The 17,789-nt window shown below is 58.0% G+C and carries 15 protein-coding genes and 2 tRNA genes; 11 read left to right on the top strand and 6 right to left on the bottom strand.

Features of this window, described 5'->3' with window-relative positions:
• Positions 1–216 precede the first annotated feature (216 nt).
• From yidC to rpmH, 4 genes are all read right to left on the bottom strand, one after another.
• Positions 217–1,365, bottom strand: coding sequence for a membrane protein insertase YidC (yidC, locus tag QP982_RS09170; protein ID WP_049189412.1), 1,149 nt, complete (start codon positions 1,363–1,365; stop codon positions 217–219).
• An 86-nt stretch (positions 1,366–1,451) separates the two neighbouring features.
• The gene (gene yidD, locus QP982_RS09175) at positions 1,452–1,784 is read right to left on the bottom strand and encodes a membrane protein insertion efficiency factor YidD (RefSeq protein ID WP_080969543.1); all 333 of its coding nucleotides are present in this window, start codon (positions 1,782–1,784) and stop codon (positions 1,452–1,454) included.
• Entirely contained in the window at positions 1,744–2,124 is a 381-nt protein-coding gene (rnpA, locus tag QP982_RS09180) for a ribonuclease P protein component (protein ID WP_049170110.1), read from the bottom strand. The genes yidD and rnpA overlap by 41 nt, the downstream gene beginning before the upstream one ends.
• Positions 2,125–2,144: 20 nt before the next feature.
• Positions 2,145–2,282, bottom strand: coding sequence for a 50S ribosomal protein L34 (gene rpmH, locus QP982_RS09185; protein WP_005511646.1), 138 nt, complete (start codon positions 2,280–2,282; stop codon positions 2,145–2,147).
• Between the two features lie 694 nt (positions 2,283–2,976).
• Between rpmH and dnaA the strand changes: the two genes are divergently transcribed.
• The 7 genes from dnaA (at position 2,977) to QP982_RS09220 (ending at position 13,595) form a co-directional block, all read left to right on the top strand.
• The gene (gene dnaA / locus QP982_RS09190) at positions 2,977–4,725 is read left to right on the top strand and encodes a chromosomal replication initiator protein DnaA (RefSeq protein ID WP_284870452.1); all 1,749 of its coding nucleotides are present in this window, start codon (positions 2,977–2,979) and stop codon (positions 4,723–4,725) included.
• 502 nt (positions 4,726–5,227) lie between these two features.
• Positions 5,228–6,418, top strand: coding sequence for a DNA polymerase III subunit beta (dnaN, locus tag QP982_RS09195; RefSeq protein WP_048731377.1), 1,191 nt, complete (start codon positions 5,228–5,230; stop codon positions 6,416–6,418).
• 9 nt (positions 6,419–6,427) lie between these two features.
• Positions 6,428–7,627: a DNA replication/repair protein RecF gene (gene recF, locus QP982_RS09200; RefSeq protein ID WP_048731375.1), complete on the top strand. Its 1,200-nt coding sequence runs from the start codon at positions 6,428–6,430 to the stop codon at positions 7,625–7,627.
• 5 nt (positions 7,628–7,632) lie between these two features.
• Positions 7,633–8,295 carry a DciA family protein gene (locus QP982_RS09205; protein ID WP_005511606.1) on the top strand — a complete coding sequence of 221 codons (663 nt, stop codon included), beginning with the start codon at positions 7,633–7,635 and terminating at the stop codon, positions 8,293–8,295.
• Between the two features lie 289 nt (positions 8,296–8,584).
• On the top strand, positions 8,585–10,624 hold the full coding sequence (gyrB, locus tag QP982_RS09210; RefSeq protein WP_016421743.1) for a DNA topoisomerase (ATP-hydrolyzing) subunit B: 2,040 nt from the start codon (positions 8,585–8,587) through the stop codon (positions 10,622–10,624).
• A 95-nt stretch (positions 10,625–10,719) separates the two neighbouring features.
• Positions 10,720–11,595, top strand: coding sequence for an alpha/beta fold hydrolase (locus QP982_RS09215; RefSeq protein ID WP_187401445.1), 876 nt, complete (start codon positions 10,720–10,722; stop codon positions 11,593–11,595).
• 47 nt (positions 11,596–11,642) lie between these two features.
• Positions 11,643–13,595 carry an alkaline phosphatase family protein gene (locus tag QP982_RS09220; protein WP_284870453.1) on the top strand — a complete coding sequence of 651 codons (1,953 nt, stop codon included), beginning with the start codon at positions 11,643–11,645 and terminating at the stop codon, positions 13,593–13,595.
• Between the two features lie 13 nt (positions 13,596–13,608).
• Here the strand turns inward: QP982_RS09220 and QP982_RS09225 are convergent, their stop codons facing one another.
• Both QP982_RS09225 and QP982_RS09230 read right to left on the bottom strand, forming a co-directional pair.
• Positions 13,609–13,947, bottom strand: coding sequence for a hypothetical protein (locus QP982_RS09225; RefSeq protein WP_284870454.1), 339 nt, complete (start codon positions 13,945–13,947; stop codon positions 13,609–13,611).
• A complete protein-coding gene (locus QP982_RS09230) occupies positions 13,944–14,171 on the bottom strand; it encodes a CopG family transcriptional regulator (RefSeq protein WP_284870455.1) in 228 nt (75 codons plus the stop codon). The genes QP982_RS09225 and QP982_RS09230 overlap by 4 nt, the downstream gene beginning before the upstream one ends.
• A gap of 242 nt (positions 14,172–14,413) precedes the next feature.
• On the opposite strand from QP982_RS09230, the gene gyrA reads away from it, so the two are divergent.
• From gyrA to QP982_RS09250, 4 genes are all read left to right on the top strand, one after another.
• Positions 14,414–16,930 carry a DNA gyrase subunit A gene (gyrA, locus tag QP982_RS09235; protein WP_246819321.1) on the top strand — a complete coding sequence of 839 codons (2,517 nt, stop codon included), beginning with the start codon at positions 14,414–14,416 and terminating at the stop codon, positions 16,928–16,930.
• Between the two features lie 4 nt (positions 16,931–16,934).
• The gene (locus tag QP982_RS09240; RefSeq protein WP_049189406.1) at positions 16,935–17,267 is read left to right on the top strand and encodes a DUF3566 domain-containing protein; all 333 of its coding nucleotides are present in this window, start codon (positions 16,935–16,937) and stop codon (positions 17,265–17,267) included.
• A 203-nt stretch (positions 17,268–17,470) separates the two neighbouring features.
• A tRNA-Ile gene (locus QP982_RS09245) sits at positions 17,471–17,544 on the top strand.
• A gap of 31 nt (positions 17,545–17,575) precedes the next feature.
• A tRNA-Ala gene (locus QP982_RS09250) sits at positions 17,576–17,648 on the top strand.
• The last annotated feature ends 141 nt before the right edge of the window (positions 17,649–17,789 follow it).

A 17,789-nucleotide genomic window follows, 5' to 3' on the forward strand; every position in this document is an offset into this window, starting at 1 on the left:
TTACCCCTAGTGTACGACAGTGCAACAGCGATGTTTCACGTGAAACATTGATCAAAGTTGGATGCCAAACTCCAGGCCCCGGAGAAAATTACATGCCTGTAATAACAGTGACGTTGTTTGCTCGATAGAGCACGAAGGCAAGCAAAAACGCCCCGCATCAACTGCGGGGCGTTTCGATTAATTAACTTATGTAGACGAAGGGCGATTCCACTTCAGCTATTTCTTTTTCCGCTTCCGGTTCTTCCGATTTGCGGGTTTCTGTCCTGGCGCTGGCTTCGAGGCTGGGCCCTGCTGTCCCTTCCCCGAATTACCATCCGGAAGATGGCTAGAAGCCTTGTTCGCTGCAGAGGCCTGACCGGACTGCGCCTGCTGCGCATTCTGCGCTGCCTGACGCTTGCCACCCTTCTTCGGATTGATTGGCTTCTGGCCAACCTTCGGAGCGAGCTTCTCCTGTGCCTCGCGCTTGGCAGCCTTCTTAGCTGCGACAGCTTCCTTCTCTTCCTCATCCAGCTTGCCGAAGATGTAGCGCTGCTGGAAGTAGGTCCAGACGTTGTTAGTCACCATGTAGACAAGAAGACCGATGTGCCAGAAAGCACCGGTAACAAGAATCATGATCGGGAAGAACCAAAGCATCATCTTGTTCATCATGTCCATCTGCTGACCCATAACGCCTTCCTGGCGCTTCACCAGACCGGCTTCCTGGCGGGCACGCGTGCGGTCAACAGACATGCGAGCGTTGAAGTGCGTTGCAAGTGCCGCAATAACAATCAGCGGAATGGCAACGATCATGATGTCCATGCGGGTGAAGTCCGCAGGCGTACCAGGCACAGTAAAGGCTGCGTATTGATCCTCGCCCATACCAACCGAACTGGACAGTGGAGCATTGAGCACACGAGCCAGCAGGAAGGACCGCACCTCATCTACACCGAAGACGTAGTTAGGCGTATTCCAGTTCTGCTCCACCGACATGCGAAGCGCATTGCCCGTCGTACCCGTTCGGTTGAACGAACGCAGCACGTGGAAAAGGCCAATGAACACAGGCATCTGAACCAGAATCGGCAAACAGCCGCCGAGCGGGTTGACACCCATTTCCTTCTGTAGCTGGCGCATAGCAAGAGCCTGAGCCTGCTGATCGTTCTTGTACTTCTCCTTGATGGCCTGCATCTCAGGAGCGAGCTGCTGCATCTTGATGGCAGAACGCTGCTGGTTCAGCATCGGCTTAAACAGGAGGATACGGATGGTGACCACAAGCAAAATAATGGCCAGCACCCAGGAGATACCCGAGGAGGGATCGAATAGGAAACCTGAGGCCTTATGCCAGAACCACAGGATGGCCGAAATCGGCACATACACGAAATTGAGCACGGTCTAAGATCACTCCGTTCTTTAGGGGACAGCGCACTCGCGCCTTCGTCTACAAAGCCCCGTCAAAGGCTAAGCATTACTAGAGGTTACCTGTGCATTCGCCTCAACCACGAACCCAGGCCGGGGAATGTGGCAGGAACTGGATCCCAGCCACCCGGATGCCAGGGTGCGCAACGGAAGATGCGCAAGAAAGTCAGCCACAGGCCACGAATAGCTCCGAAACGGCGCACAGCCTCAAGACCATATGCGGAGCACGTCGGTTCAAAACGACATGTGCTCGTGGGCTTCAGATTAGAGATACGACGGCGGTAGAAGAGAATCGCCCTCTCAGCCACACGTGCGCCGGGGGTCTGAGCGAGGGGGCCGTCGTCAAGCGAATTAGCGCCGACGTTCGTATGTGGCGAGTGCCGATTGCACATCGTGGGACAGCTCCTGGCTGGTGGCTGTGGCAGATGCAGGCAGCGCGCGAACGACAATGTCCATGGTGGACGGAAGATTCTGCGCGGCCGCGGCCATAACATGGCGGAGCCTGCGGGATACAGCGTGACGAGTCACGGCGTTGCCCACAGCTTTAGATACGACAAGACCGACACGCGGACCACCAAACCTGGCAATCTGCGTATCGGTCTTATCTTCACCGCCAGAAGCGGCGGTGTCACGAATATGCAAGACCAAGGTCTTGCGTCCGATTCGGCGTCCACGTCGTACGGTGACCGTGAAGTCACGCGAAGAACGCAGCTTATTGCTCTGAGGGAGCACCGAAATCGGTGTCCTCTTGCTTAAGCGGACAGGCGGGCACGGCCCTTGCTGCGGCGTGCTGCCACAACGGCGCGACCGGAACGGGTACGCATACGGGTACGGAAGCCGTGCACGCGTGCACGACGGCGGTTATTCGGCTGGAACGTCCGCTTCGACACGGTTGACACTCCTTGAAACTCAAACGACCACGAGTCCACGCTGAACACACCGCAGTAAACTCCTCGCTTCGAGTGCGAGGCAGCGATGCGTCTGACGCATTCCCGTGATGCACGGAAAAATTACTTACCGACAGATTGAAAGCTACATGCGTTCTGTCGGGTCCAAGCACAAGCTCGGACTCATATCTCAATGGATATGAAACACCCAGATAGGTTACGTCGAATCGAGCGAGAAATTCAAATCAACACGCCGGATTTACCTGGAGAATCATTTTCCAAGTTTTCCGACGGTACCGATGTTGACCTGTGGAAATACTGACCTATGCACTGCAATCCACAGGGTGTTTATCCCATTAGCTGTGGATAACTTCCACACCATGAATCACAGCGAGCAGGGGAAATAACGTGTTTACCTAGGTAAACGCAGACTAGGGGGCTATTTTTCATTGTGGGCAAACTGTGGATAAACTGTTAGTCAATTAGCGACAAGGTTTATCCACAGGTGTGGACAAACATGTGGAAGTCCTGCTCGGGGCGTATAGCACCTTGTGTAGAAACACCCCACAGGGCGAATTACAAGAAATAGCCCCCAAATGGGCAGATATGGCGCTCTCGCCATGCCAAAAACACTCCACAAAAACAGGTCGCCTCGATAAATTTGATGAACGTAAACATGTAAAAGGACATTCACACAGTGAGCGAACAACCAGAATTGCCAGGTGGACTCTGGGAGCAGGTCGTTTCTATCCTGACTTCACCAGAAGGTGCGCCGGAGTTGGGCATTGCACCACTACGCCCGCCACACAAGGCACTGCTGCGGTCAGTGACGCACACTGGTGACTTTCCAGGTTTTTTCCTGCTCAGCACTCAATCGCCAGTGGTGCAGGCACTGGTAAAAGAAGAGCTCAAGGGCATTATCGAGGCCGTCTTAGCCTCGCTGACCGGCGAGGAGTTGGAAACGGTCATCACCGTTGCCGATCCTGCTGACGACGCTGAAGATAGCCAGGCAGCAGAGACCACTCAACCATCTGCACAGCACTCGGGGCAGATGCCATCTGCAGCTTCGCGTTCGCAGCAAGCTCAGCGTCAACAGCCAAACCAGCAGCACCAACAGCAATCTGGCCGCAACTACCCGTTCCCCAGTGCAGATGCGAATGACTTCAATCGCCACGAGCAGCACCAGGGATCGACGCAGACGCCACAGGTGCCGCAGACACACCAGCAGAATGTCCATAATCAGCAGAGTGCCCAGTCACAGCACCGATCGATGGACGCCGTAGATTCGATGGCCCAGGGGCTTTCGCACTCATCTGCCGAGAATCCGATGACTATTGCTGATCAGCGCCAGGTCACAAGTCCTTTCCGTTCCGAGAGCCACGGCACTCCAACCGAGATGAGCATGCCTTTCGAGGAGCCCACCCTCAACCCGAACTACACCTTCGAGACCTTCGTTATTGGTCCGCAGAATAAGTTCGCCGCCGCGGCCGCCGTCGCTGTTGCGGAGTCTCCGGGGCGCACCTACAACCCGCTGTTTATCTCCGGCGGTTCGGGTCTTGGCAAGACGCACCTGCTCCACGGCATTGGCCACTACGCCAAGCATTTGTACCCTAACCTGCGGGTTCGCTACGTTTCCTCGGAAGAGTTCACCAACGACTTCATTAATTCCGTGCGTGACGACGCCCAGGAATCCTTCAAGCGTCGCTACCGCGATTTGGACATGCTCATCATCGATGACATCCAGTTCTTGGAGGGCAAGGAAGGTACACAGGAAGAGTTCTTCCATACGTTCAATGCCCTGCACCAGTCCAATCACCAAATTGTGCTGTCGTCGGACCGCCCACCACGCGAGCTTAAGACCCTGGAGGATCGCCTTCGTACCCGCTTCCAGTGGGGGCTCAATCCGGATCTGCAATACCCGGACTTGGAGACGCGAATCGCAATTCTGTCGAAGAAGGCACAGCTGTCTGATTTGGTCGTTCCGCATGATGTACTCCAGTACATCGCGGAGAACACCTCGTCTTCTATTCGTGAGCTCGAGGGGCGTCTCCTGCAGATTAGTGCTCACGCATCCATGATTCATGAGCCTGTGACCTTGAAGTTTGCGCAGGAGATCCTCGGTGCCGACGAAATCGAGGTGCAGATTACCCCGGAGATCATCATCTCCACCACGGCTGAGTACTTCGACTTAACGGTTGCGGATTTGGTGGGCCCGGGTAAGACTCGCCCGGTCGCTCATGCACGCCAGATTGCTATGTACCTGACGAGGTCCTTCACCGAGCTTTCGTTGCCGTCGATTGGCCGAGAGTTCGGAAATCGTGACCATTCGACGGTTTTGCACGCTGAACGCAAGATTGTTAAGGAAATTCAGGAGAAAAAGCCCTCAAAGGACCAGGTCAACGACCTGACTACACGCATTCGTGACCGAGCTCGCGGCACGGCTTAAAATCCTTGGGTTCGGCGTGCGGAATTCTTGTTATTAACTGCGGTTTTTCCGTGCACAGAGCTGTGGACAACTCCTAAATTTTGTGGATGAAAGATGAAGCCCGAACACTATCCACAGACACCCCAAGTTATCCACAGTTAGACGCACTGGTTATCCACAGCGCGAAATCAGTGAAGACCAGCGGGAATCATGTAATTTCACAATGTGCACACCCCCTATTACTACTCCCGACTTTAAAAATCTCTAGAAACTTCTAGATAAAAGGGGGCCTGCGCACAACCTCTGGCAAGCAACCTCTCGCGCACAACTTCATAAATGCCAAGAACGAGTAAGAACTACGATCAAGCACTAGACGGACTACAAGAATCCCAGTGAGGTCTTTGGCAGTCTGCAGTAGAGTTGTACGATGGAATCTTTGTAACTCCAGTCATGTGCGCTGACATAGCGTGCTGACAACACAAAAGACGGCTAATAACAGACATCCAATACCGGTGGAGGAACGATGGAGCAGACCGAAGTCCGTATTCGCGCGGCTAAGGACGATCTCGCGGGTGCGGTGAGCTGGGTTGCTCGTAACCTGCCTGCACGCCCGACTCAGCCGATTCTGCGTGGCATGATTTTTCTCGCGGATGACAATGGTCTGCAGCTCGCTGGCTATGACTACGAGGTCTCGACTCAGATTCGTATTAGTGCAGAGGTCGATGAGCCCGGTCGCTTCGCCGTCAATGGCAAGTTGGTTTCTGACATTGTCTCTAAGTTGCCGAATAAGCAGGTAGAGATGCACTTTGATGGCACGAAGGTCATCGTTCGCTGTGGTTCTTCCCGCTTCGAGCTGCCAAGTCTGACCTTGGAAGATTACCCGCAGCTACCAGAAGCTCCGGCTGCTACCGGCACTGTCGATGCCGCTCTGTTGGCTGAGGCTATTGGTCAGGTCGCTATCGCTGCCGGCAAGGATGAGTCGCTGCCGATGCTGACCGGCATCCGGATGGAAACCGAAGGTAACGAGGTCACTCTCGCTGCCACCGACCGTTTCCGCCTGGCGGTTCGCAGTTTCGAGTGGGAGCAGATCCCGGAGGGGGAGACCAAGCTGCTCATCCCGGCAAAGACATTCGCGGAGACTGCCCGCACTCTCGATACCACTTCCAGCGAGCCAGTGACCTTGGCATTCGGCGACGGATCCGATGATCGTGAGGTCGGCTCCGAAGGTCTGCTGGCTATCCTCGCCGATCCTCGTCGCACTACCACGCGACTGCTGGACGCCGAGTTCCCGAAGTTCCGTCCGCTGCTGCCGAAGCAGCATTCCTCCATGGCTGTTGCTCGTGTTGACCAGCTGCAGGATGCCATCCGTCGTGTGTCCCTGATGGCGGATCACGGTGCGCAGATTCGCATGGACTTCTCCGACGGCCAGGTTGTCCTTTCTGCTCATGGCGACGAAGTTGGTCACGCAGAAGAGACTGTGGCCTGCAACTTCTATGGGGAACCACTTCTGATCGCCTTCAACCCGCAGTACCTGCTCGAGGGGCTCAGCGCTGTTCGCTCCCACCGCGTTCTGCTGGGCTTTACGCAGCCGTCGCGTCCCGCGATTCTCATTCCAGAGCCGGAAGCTATCCCGGAGCTCGGTGAGGACGGCTTCTACCCAACGCCGGAGACCGACTTCACTTACCTGCTGATGCCTGTACGCCTGCCGGGCTAGTCTGCGGCTATGCACATTCGGTATTTGTCCTTGCGGGACTTCCGCTCCTGGCCGGAGTTGGAAGTCGAGTTCACGCCTGGAATTACCGTATTTACCGGGCAAAATGGCTACGGCAAGACCAATATCGTCGAGGCCGTTGGGTATCTCTCCACGCTCGGCTCGCATCGAGTGTCTACGGATGCTCCGCTGGTTCGTTCGGGGACCCCGTCGGCACGCATTTCGGCGACGGCGGTCAATGATGGCCGCGAGCTGACGGCGCATCTGCTCATCAATCCGCATCGCGCGAATCAGGCGCAGATTAATCGCACGCGGCTGAAGTCTCCGCGGGAGCTGCTGGGGATCGTTAAGTCGGTCTTTTTCTCGCCCGAGGATCTCACGCTGGTCAAGGGCGAGCCCGCTTCCCGTCGCCGATACATCGATGATTTGCTCGCTTTACGACGGCCACTGTCCGCAGGTATCCGCATTCAATATGACAAGATCTTGCGTCAGAAAAATGCGCTGCTGAAGTCGGCGGGCTCGACGCTGCGCCGTGGCTATTCTTCCTCGGAGGGGCAGGCCGCACTGAGCACGCTGGACACCTGGGATGCGCAATTGGCGCAGGTGGGAGCGGCGTTAATGGCTGCGCGCATGGATTTGATCGCCGAGCTTTCCGAGCATGTCAGCGAGGCCTATGCCACGCTTGCCCCGCACTCGCGCCCAGCCACGATTGCCTATGCGCCGAAGGTCGACAGTCTGGATGGCGGGCCATTGCCCAGCGAACCGGAGCTGCTCGAGGCACTGCTGCTGACGAAGATGGCGGAGCGCCGCACCGCGGAGATTGAGCGCGGTTCCTGTCTCGTTGGTCCGCATCGCGATGATCTCAACCTCATTCTCGGCAATGACCCCGCCAAGGGCTTCGCTAGCCACGGCGAGACCTGGTCTTTTGCACTCGCGCTGCGTCTCGGCGCGTACTTTTTGCTCCGTGCCGATGGGCCCGACCCGATCTTGGTGCTTGACGACGTGTTTGCGGAGCTCGACCGGCATCGTCGGGAAGCTCTCATGGAAATCGCGCAGCAGGCTGAGCAGGTGTTGATCACCTCGGCGGTGGGAGAGGAGTTGCCTCAGGCACTGGTCGAGGATTCTTCGGTGACCCATCACACGGTAACGGTGGCGCAGACTGAGCAGGGGCGAATCTCACTGCTGGATGAAAACCCAGTCGCGGAAGAGTGACGGGTATGGTCGAGAACATGGAGCCGGATAACTCACCGGAAGAGGAAAACGACCTGATCAGTGACGCTTTCTTCCGCATGCGCGATGCCGCTAAGGAGGGCGGTCACAAGTTACCGAATCTCCAGCGGCCACCGAAGAAGAAGGGCTCGTGGTCTGGCCTCGATAGCCGTGTGCCTGTGAAGGCCGCGGAGGGGATCGTTGCGGACGTCGATAAGCAGCGGGCAGCGCAAGCAGTGGTACGAGATCGTGCCGGTACGGTGATTTCGCCGAGCTTATTGAAGGAGGCGGGGATTCGGCTGTACCGGAAATATGACCGTCGACCTGCGCCGATTGGTGCGGTGCTGAATAAGGCAGTAGTCGATCGCGGCTGGCAGATCCACATTGCCCACGGTGTGATCATGACGGAGTGGGATTCGATGGTCGGCAAGGTTGTCGCGGAACACTCCCAGGTCAAGGAGTTCAAGGACGGCACTTTGGTGGTCGAGTGCCAATCGACAGCATGGGCAACACAGCTGCGGCTGGCACAGCGACAGGTTTTGAAGTCGATCGCGGAACGCGTCGGGGATGGAGTGGTTGAGGAAATTAAGGTGCTGGGGCCGAAAGCGCCGAATTGGCGCAAGGGCAAATTGCACATCGAGGGCCGAGGACCGCGTGATACTTACGGGTAAAGGTCGGTAAACGGTCTACGATTAGCCGTCGGTATGCGTAAAACTGCGAAATTTGGTCCTTTGAGCGCATCGGCTATATCCACAGTAGGGGACTACGTTGGGGTAAGATGGGCAGGAGAAAACCGGCAGGCGGTTCTTGAGACGTTATCGACTTCCAAACTAGCCAGACCTATCTAGTAGTCCTATGTAGTTCTGGCTGGCGCTGATAGCGCTTGACCGCCGGCCTATTTTTCGCGCGCTGACGAATGTTGCGCGGGGAGAGAACCAAGAATAGGAGACGCGCCGAACCGTGGCTGCTACCGAACATCAATATGACGCCTCATCGATTACCATCCTCGAGGGCCTCGAGGCCGTGCGTAAGCGGCCGGGTATGTACATTGGCTCGACTGGTGAGCGTGGCTTGCACCACCTGGTGTGGGAGGTTGTAGACAACTCCGTCGACGAGGCGATGGCGGGTTACGCCACCGATGTTGAGGTCACTCTGCTGGAAGACGGCGGCGTTCAGGTCCGCGATAACGGCCGTGGTATTCCTGTCGAAATGCACCCGTCGGGTATGCCGACGGTGCAGGTGGTTATGACTCAGCTGCACGCCGGCGGCAAGTTTGACTCCGAGTCCTACGCTGTTTCCGGTGGTCTGCACGGTGTGGGTATTTCGGTGGTTAACGCGCTGTCGACGCGCATGGAAACCGAGGTCATCCGCGATGGCTACACCTGGTACCAGAACTTCGACCAGGCTGTTCCGGAAGAAATTATCCGAGGTAAGAAGACTCGCGGTTCGGGTACCACGCAGCGTTTCTGGCCGGACCCGGAGATTTTTGAGACCACCGATTTCAAGTTCGACACCATTTCTCGCCGCCTGCGCGAGATGGCGTTTTTGAACAAGGGCCTGACCATCACGTTGGTGGACAAGCGTGTCTCCGAGGAGGAGCTCGAGGCCGAGGCTCTGGCGGAGCAGGCGGAGACCGAATCCGCTGAAATCGCCAAGGATGCGGTTGAGGAGCAGAAGGAGAAGGCAGAGAAGACCACCAAGCCGAAGGAGCGCCGCAAGGTCTTCCACTACCCGAATGGTCTGCGGGACTATGTCGAGACTCTGAACAAGTCGAAGAACATCATCCACCCGACCATCATTTCCTTCGATGCTGCAGGTGACGGCCACGAGGTCGAGATTGCAATGCAGTGGAACTCGGGTTACTCCGAGTCGGTGCACACCTTCGCCAACACCATTAACACCATTGAGGGTGGCACGCACGAAGAGGGCTTCCGTTCTGCGTTGACATCGCTGATGAACCGCTATGCGCGTGAGCACCGCCTGTTGAAAGAGAAGGAAAACAACCTCTCCGGCGAGGACTGCCGTGAAGGTCTCGCTGCCGTGATTTCGGTGAAGGTCGCCGATCCGCAGTTCGAGGGCCAGACGAAGACGAAGCTCGGTAACACCGAGGTGCGTTCCTTCGTCCAGCGCATGACTAATGAACACATCGGTCACTGGCTGGAGGCCAATCCGGCTGAGGCCAAGGCCATTGTTAACAAGGCCATTGCTTCGGCACATGCCCGTCAGGCGGCTCGTAAGGCCCGTGACCTGGTACGTCGTAAGTCCGCGACCGATCTTGGCGGTCTTCCGGGTAAGTTGGCGGACTGCCGTTCGAAGGACCCGAAGCAGTCCGAGCTGTTCATCGTGGAGGGTGACTCCGCAGGTGGTTCTGCAAAGGCAGGCCGAAACTCGCTGTTCCAGGCCATTTTGCCGCTGCGCGGTAAGATCTTGAACGTCGAGAAGGCGCGCCTGGATAAGACGCTGAAGAATAACGAGGTCCAGGCCATTATTACGGCGCTGGGCACCGGTATTCACGACGAGTTCGACATCGAGAAGCTGCGCTACCACAAGATCGTGCTGATGGCCGACGCCGATGTCGATGGTCAGCACATTGCCACGCTGCTACTGACGCTGCTGTTCCGTCTGATGCGTCCGCTGATTGATGAAGGGCACGTCTACCTCGCCCAGCCGCCGCTGTACAAGCTCAAGTGGGCCAAGGGTGAGCCGGGCTACGCCTACTCCGATGCTGAGCGCGATCAGCTGCTGGAAGAGGGGCTGGCTGCCAACCGCAAGATCAACAAGGACGATGGTGTTCAGCGTTACAAGGGTCTCGGTGAGATGAACGCCGCTGAGCTGTGGGATACCACCATGGATCCGGATCACCGCGTGCTGCGTAAGGTCGCCCTCGAGGACGCGCAGAAGGCGGACGAACTGTTCACCATTCTGATGGGCGATGACGTCGCTTCACGACGTTCGTTCATTACCCGTAATGCGAAGGACGTTCGCTTCCTCGACGTCTAAGCCGATACCAAGTCTGGTTATCGGCTTGTCGGTTCCCCTGACAAAACCTCCGTTCAGCCATTAATGTTTATGAAATGGAAGATACTCGGGGAAGCATGGTCAACGGGGAACCGCCAGTCGAGCCACGTATTGTGCAGGAGACATTGCCAGATGGCTCCGTGACCCCGATGGCGCTTCGGTTTCCCGAAGGTTCGCCTCGGGGCATTGTCGTTATTTGGCCGGGCTTTGGCATGGGTGCTCGCTACTACCGGCCGATTGCCCAAGAGTTACAGCGTCGAGGTTTTTGCGTCCTGACCTCGGAGTTACGCGGCCAGGGTAACCAGACTGCGGTGGCCACCCGCCGTCACAATTGGGGCTACCAGGATTTAGCGTCGGTGGATTATCCCTTGGCGGTGGCTCGTGCTCGGAAGGAATTCGACCATCTGGCAGCAGGGGAGAAGCTACCCGTCTACTTGCTGTGTCATTCCATGGGCGGTCAGATTGCCTCGCTGTATCTGGCCCGACCGGAAGCGGACGTGGCCGGCGTAGTGATGGTCGGCTCCGGTACTCCGCACTACAACTGTTTTACTGGCAACGAGTACAAGCGGCTTCGCTACGGTGCACCGTTTATGCAGGTGGTGTCCCAGATCCTGGGCTATTGGCCAGCGGGCAGGCTTGATTTGGCCGGCTATGGCCGCCAGGCTCGTAACCATGTGGTGGAGTGGGCGCGGTTCTCGCGCACGGGTCTTCTGCGACCGCGCGGTGCGGATATCGACTACGCCGCTGAGATGCCGAAGGTGACCACCCCGGCGCTGCTGCTGAACTGTGGTGGTGACCGTGACTGCCCGGAGGCTTCCGCACAGGCGCTGGCACGGATGCTGCCGAATTCGGCAAAGTACGAGTTCATTGAGCAGCGGCTGGGCCACAATCGCTGGGCGCGTGAGCCACAGGCTGTGGTTGACCGTCTAGAGCAGTTTATTGAGGAAATTTAAACCGCAATTTTCCAGCTGGTAATCTGCGCTTCTTAACGTAGATGCCTATGGCAACTTCACCTAAAAATATATCTGAATTTTCCCGTCGGCACTTCCTGCAGACCGCCGCAGGAGTCGGTGCTGTCACCGCTGCGAGCACGCTGCTGCCGCCATCATTGCGCCATGCACTCGCGCAGCCCCGACCGGCTGGCTCCCTCGACCAGGTTGAGCACGTTGTCGTGTTGATGCAGGAAAACCGCTCTTTTGATCACTACTTCGGCACTCTCCGAGGTGTGCGGGGGTACAACGACAATTCCGCTTTGCCGGGCGTTTTCAACCAGAGTGGGGTCAGTCCATACCTGATTCGCAACGCCGCTAATCGCGGTGATCTCTCGGTGGAGTACATTGCAAGTTTGCCGCACGGTTGGGAAGACGGGCAGGTTGCACTAAACGGCGGCCGCTGTAACGGCTGGATCGAGGCCAAGGGCAAGGGCACGATGGCCTGTTATGACCGCCAGGACATCGCGTTCCAATTCGCTCTCGCAGAGACGTTCACTATCTGCGATGGTTACTTTTCCTCGATGCCTACGTCGACAAGCCCGAACCGCAACTACCTGTTTTCGGGTGATACCCGAAAGGAACCGTGGGGGACTGGAGCGGTTGGCAATGCGGCGTACGAGCCGACGCACCCGGGGTACAGGTGGCGCACGTATGCCGAGGATCTCTCGGCGGCTGGGGTGCCATGGCGCGTCTACCAGGAGTGGGATAACTACACGGACAACAACCTGGATTTCTTCGCCGCGTTTCGAAATATTGGCCGCAAGGTCATTCGTGAGGCCGGGCTGCCTGGTCGCGACATGACGGGCTTCCACGAGAAGCTGCTGGAACTGGGCGATGGGATGCCGCCAACTGCAGAGCAGCAGGAGATGGTCGACCGCCTGAATGCCGCTGTGGAGAAGCTGCCTGAGGCGGAACGGAATCTCTACGATCGTGCGCTTTACCGTCGCCAGCCGGGCACGCTCGCTGATGCTTTCCGACGGGACGTTGAATCCGGACAGCTGCCAAAGGTGTCCTGGATTGTGCCGTCGGCCGCGGAAAGCGAGCACCCGGGAGCGTCCTCGCCGATTCAGTCGGCGAATATCACTTACCGCCTGTTGGATGCGTTGGCCTCCAACCCGGAGGTGTGGGCCAAGACCGTCTTCCTGATTAACTTTGACGAGTTTGATGGTTACTTCGACCATGTGGTGCCGCCGCTGCCGCCGAAGAATGAGCCGGGGGAGTGGTACCTGGGCAAGCCGAAGGGGCTCGGTTTCCGCGTCCCGATGACTGTCATTTCACCGTGGTCGGTGGGTGGTTTGGTGTCCTCAGAGGTCTTCGATCACACTTCGGTGATCCGTTTCCTGGAGCAAGTCACCGGCGTGAGCTGCGGAAATATCACTGATTGGCGTCGTCGGGTATGTGGTGATTTGGTATCCACACTGGACTTCTCGGCGTCTACGGGAATGCAGCTTCCAGAGCAGCCGGGACCAGCGCCGGAGTTTGTGAAGCGCTGGGAGGCGGAGCCGGCCGGTGACTATCCTGTGCAGGAGTCCGAGCAGGCGACCGCGCTGCCGACACCGTACCGGCTGCACGCCTACCTCAAAGGCGGCAATCTTGTGCTGGTCAATGACGGTTCCCGTGAGGCTGTTTTCGCTGTTTACAGTGGCAATAAGGTGGAGCATCACACGGTGCTCGGTACGTTAGAGCTGCGAATTGGACTCCTGGAGCGCGAACTTACCGTGTGCGGCCCGGACCGCTTCCTGCGTGTATTCAGCAAGACGGCGAAAGAGTTGCCGGAGGTCACTTTGGAGCACGCGGCGGGACGTGTTCTAGTTGGTGGGCAGGACCGAACGGCTGATTATGTCCGTGATGGCTGGTACGAGGTCGAGCTGACTGAAGGTGACGTCTCGGCGTACTACACGGGTCGGCTGGAGTCCGGCAATCGCATTCCGACGAGCCCGTTTACCCGGAAGGGTGACTAGGCCGCGTCCCTGGCTAGATGCCGCTTTTGACCAGTTTCCACGTCGCTGCGAATGACACTTCTTCGCCATTGGTGATGAGGAGTATGTGTGCAAGTAGTGCGCCCAGCGCGGTGTTTCCAAAACTCAGTGGTTTCACGTGAAACGTTGCGTCAGCGACCGCTTGTGCAGCCGCAGAAACCGTGGGAAAACTGCGGTGACCAGCAATGACACCTGGGCTGGCGGCAGCAATGGCGCTGATTGCCCATGGTCGCACAAGCGTAGCGTCAGCCAATTCCGGCACTTTGACCACCAGTTCGTCGGTAGCCGCCAGGATTGCAGCCTCGCTGAGAGGTTGAACTTGGGGCGCCCTCATTCCTCTGTTCCCCGGGGGCTCGGGGAGCTCAACTTTCGCAGCAGCGCCATGTCGGTATCAATCACGCTTGCCGTAATTTCCCGGGCCTGACCTTGTTGAAGGGCTCTCGCGGCGGCGGATTCAATGGCGCGAATGACGGCCTCATGTTTGGATACGCCCTCCATTTGCGCCAGCAGCGCCAGGGCGGTGTCCTGTTCTTTCGTGAGCCTTAAGGTCATCGCCATCGCGCTCTCCTTACTGCCTCAATCGTCGCTATCAGGCTTAGAAACCGAGTATTTGATACCACAATGGTATCGAAAAGTTGCACACGGCGTCGTAAAGCTGGCTCTAAAGCCCTGTAGAATGGATGCGAACCTCTTTTAAGTAAAGGAAGCAGTCATTGAGCGACGATAACAACAACGACGGCTCATCCTTCGGAAGTGGAGTATTGGGCCACCAGGTTCGCCCGATCGACATCAATGAAGAGATGCAGTCGAGCTATATCGACTACGCCATGAGCGTGATTGTGGGCCGTGCGCTGCCGGAGATTCGTGATGGTCTCAAGCCGGTGCACCGCCGCATTCTCTACGCCATGTTCGACAACGGCTACCGCCCGGAGCGCGGCTATGTGAAGTCCGCTAAGCCGGTTTCGGACACGATGGGTAACTACCACCCGCACGGCGACAGCGCTATTTACGACACCATGGTGCGCATGGCGCAGCCGTGGTCCATGCGCTATCCGCTTGTCGACGGTCAGGGTAACTTCGGCTCCCGCGGTGACGACGGCCCCGCAGCTATGCGTTACACGGAGGCCCGTCTGACGCCGTTGGCCATGGAAATGGTGCGCGACATTCGCGAAAACACCGTCGATTTCCAGCCGAACTATGACGGTCGTACGACAGAGCCTGTTATTCTGCCGTCGCGTGTCCCGCAGCTGTTGATGAACGGCTCTGGCGGTATTGCCGTCGGTATGGCCACCAACATCCCACCGCACAACCTCCGTGAGGTCGCGGATGCCATCAACTGGTGCCTGGACAACCCGGAAGCGGATGAAAAGACCACGCTGGATGCGGTCATGGAACGCATCAAGGGCCCGGATTTCCCAACTGCCGCCCAAATTGTCGGCGATAAGGGCATCAAGGAGGCCTACACCACCGGCCGTGGTTCGATTCGCATGCGCGGTGTGACCTCGATTGAGCAGGAGGGCACTCGTCAGTCGATTGTCATCACTGAGCTGCCGTACCAGGTCAACCCGGACCGCATGATTGCCAACATCGCGGATCAGGTCAAGGACGGGCGTCTGCAGGGCATTGCCTCGATTGATGACGAATCTGACCTGAAGTGGGGCATGCGTATCGTCGTCAAGCTCAAGCGCGACGCCGTGCCGCGTGTGGTGCTGAACAACCTGTACAAGCACTCCCAGCTGCAGACCAGCTTCGGTGCGAACATGCTCGCCATCGTCGACGGTGTGCCTCGTACGCTGCGCATTGACCAGATGGTGACGCTGTATGTCGCCCACCAGATTGAGGTCATCGTTCGACGGACCCAGTTCCGCCTGGACGAGAAGGAAAAGCGCGCCCATATCCTGCGTGGCCTGGTCAAGGCCCTGGATATGTTGGACGAGGTCATCGCTCTGATTCGCCGGTCTGCCACGGTTGATACCGCGCGCACGGGCCTGATGGGTCTGCTCGAAATCGACGAGATTCAGGCTGACGCCATTTTGGCGATGCAGCTGCGTCGTCTGGCTGCTCTGGAGCGCCAGAAGATTATTGACGAGTTGGCTGAGATCGAGCTTGAGATCGCCGACCTGAAGGACATCCTGGCTAACCCGGAGCGTCAGCGCGCCATCGTCAAGGAAGAGCTGACCGAGGTTGTGGAGAAGTACGGCGATGACCGTCGTACCCAGATTGTGGCCGCTGAGGGCGATGTCACCGAAGAGGACCTCATCGCCCGCGAAAACGTGGTTGTGACCATTACTTCCACGGGCTACGCCAAGCGCACCAAGGTCGATGCCTACAAGGCCCAGCGCCGTGGTGGCAAGGGCGTGCGCGGTGCGGATCTGAAGCAGGACGACATTGTCCGCCACTTCTTCGTCTGCTCCACGCACGACTGGATTCTGTTCTTCACCAACAAGGGTCGCGTCTACCGTCTCAAGGCCTACGAACTGCCGGAGGCCACTCGCGCCGCCCGCGGCCAGCATGTCGCCAATCTGCTGGAGTTCCAGCCGGAGGAGCGCATCGCCGAGGTGCTGCAGATTCAGAGCTACCAGGACAGCCCGTACCTGGTGCTGGCCACCAGCGAGGGCAAGGTCAAGAAGTCTCGCCTGGAGGACTACGAGTCCGCTCGCTCCGCTGGCCTGATTGCCATCAACCTGCGCGAAGGCGACTCCCTCATCGGTGCTCGTCTGTGCTCTGCTGACGATGACCTGCTACTCGTCTCCGAGCGCGGCCAGGCTATCCGTTTCACCGCCTCCGACGACGCGCTGCGCCCGATGGGCCGCGCCACTGCCGGTGTCCAGGGTATGCGCTTCAAGGGCGACGACAAGCTGCTCAGCATGGTCGTGGTCGAGGAAGAGCACAACCTGCTGGTTGCAACGACCGGTGGCTTCGGCAAGAAGACCAAGCTCAGCGAGTACACCCCGCAGAACCGCGGCGGTATGGGCGTGCTGACGCTCAAGTACGACCCGAAGCGTGGTCCGCTGATGGGCGCCCTGGTGGTCGACAACGACGACGAAATCTTCGCTGTCACCTCCGCCGGCGACATCATCCGCACCAACGTCAACGAGATTCGCGCCACCTCGCGTGCCACTAAGGGCGTGCGCCTGGTCAACCTCGCTGACGGCGTGGAACTGCTGGCTATCGACCGCAACGTCGAGGATGAGGGCGAGGAGACCGCTTCCAAGGTCTCTGAGGCCGGAACCTTGGACGTAGTCCCGAAGCGCACCGGCGCCACCAAGAGCACCGGTGCTGCCGAGTCCGGTGACTCGGAGGCGGAGAAGGAGTAAGCGCATGGCCGAAACTAACTTGGTAGTCGACAAAGTGAGCCCCTGGTCCGCCATGCGCATTACGGCGGCCACCGGTTTCATTGGCTTCCTCGTCTGGCTTGCCGCGGTTGGCCTGCTCTACCTCTTGCTCTCCGGGATGGGATTGCTCGCTCCGATCAGTGAAATGGTCGGAGGGGAGGATTCCATCAGCGCGGGTCTCGTCCTTGGCCTGGCGGCCGCTGTGGGAGCGCTGTGGTGGGTGCTGTCGATTGGGCTCATGGCCCTCGGCGCGGTTATCTACAACGCTTGCGGCGGTCTCGTTGGAGGTCTCAAGATTTCGCTTGCCGACGACGACTAGGCTGCCTAGCCTCCTGCCGGCCCCGGTGTCACCCCCGTTCGGTGGCCCCGGGGCCGCGTTGGTTCAGAGGTGTTTTCAGTAATCTGGTCATGGAGTAGCCGTAATGACTACTTAATGACTACTTTTTAACTCAATATTTAGGCCTCTGACCAGGCGATTTGTGAAGTGTCATGGTTACGGGTTAAGTTATATCTCGTTCCACGGGGCCTATAGCTCAGGCGGTTAGAGCACTTCGCTGATAACGAAGGGGTCGGAGGTTCAAGTCCTCCTAGGCCCACTGCCGAACAAGGTATAATTGCTCGGTGTACGGGGCTTTAGCTCAATTGGTAGAGCACCTGCTTTGCAAGCAGGAGGTCAGGGGTTCGATTCCCCTAAGCTCCACAAGGAACAAAATCCCCCGGTCGTAAGGCCGGGGGATTTTTGCGTTTTAGGGATGGGGCAAGAACGGGTTAAGTGACAAAAAGTGTGTCTGATTTTCAGCCTATTTGCTGGTCAGGCCGCATAAAACGGGCTTATATAAGG

Origin of the sequence: Corynebacterium sp. MSK019, from assembly GCF_030232425.1 — a bacterium.
Classification (GTDB): Bacteria; Actinomycetota; Actinomycetes; order Mycobacteriales; family Mycobacteriaceae; genus Corynebacterium; species Corynebacterium jeikeium_D.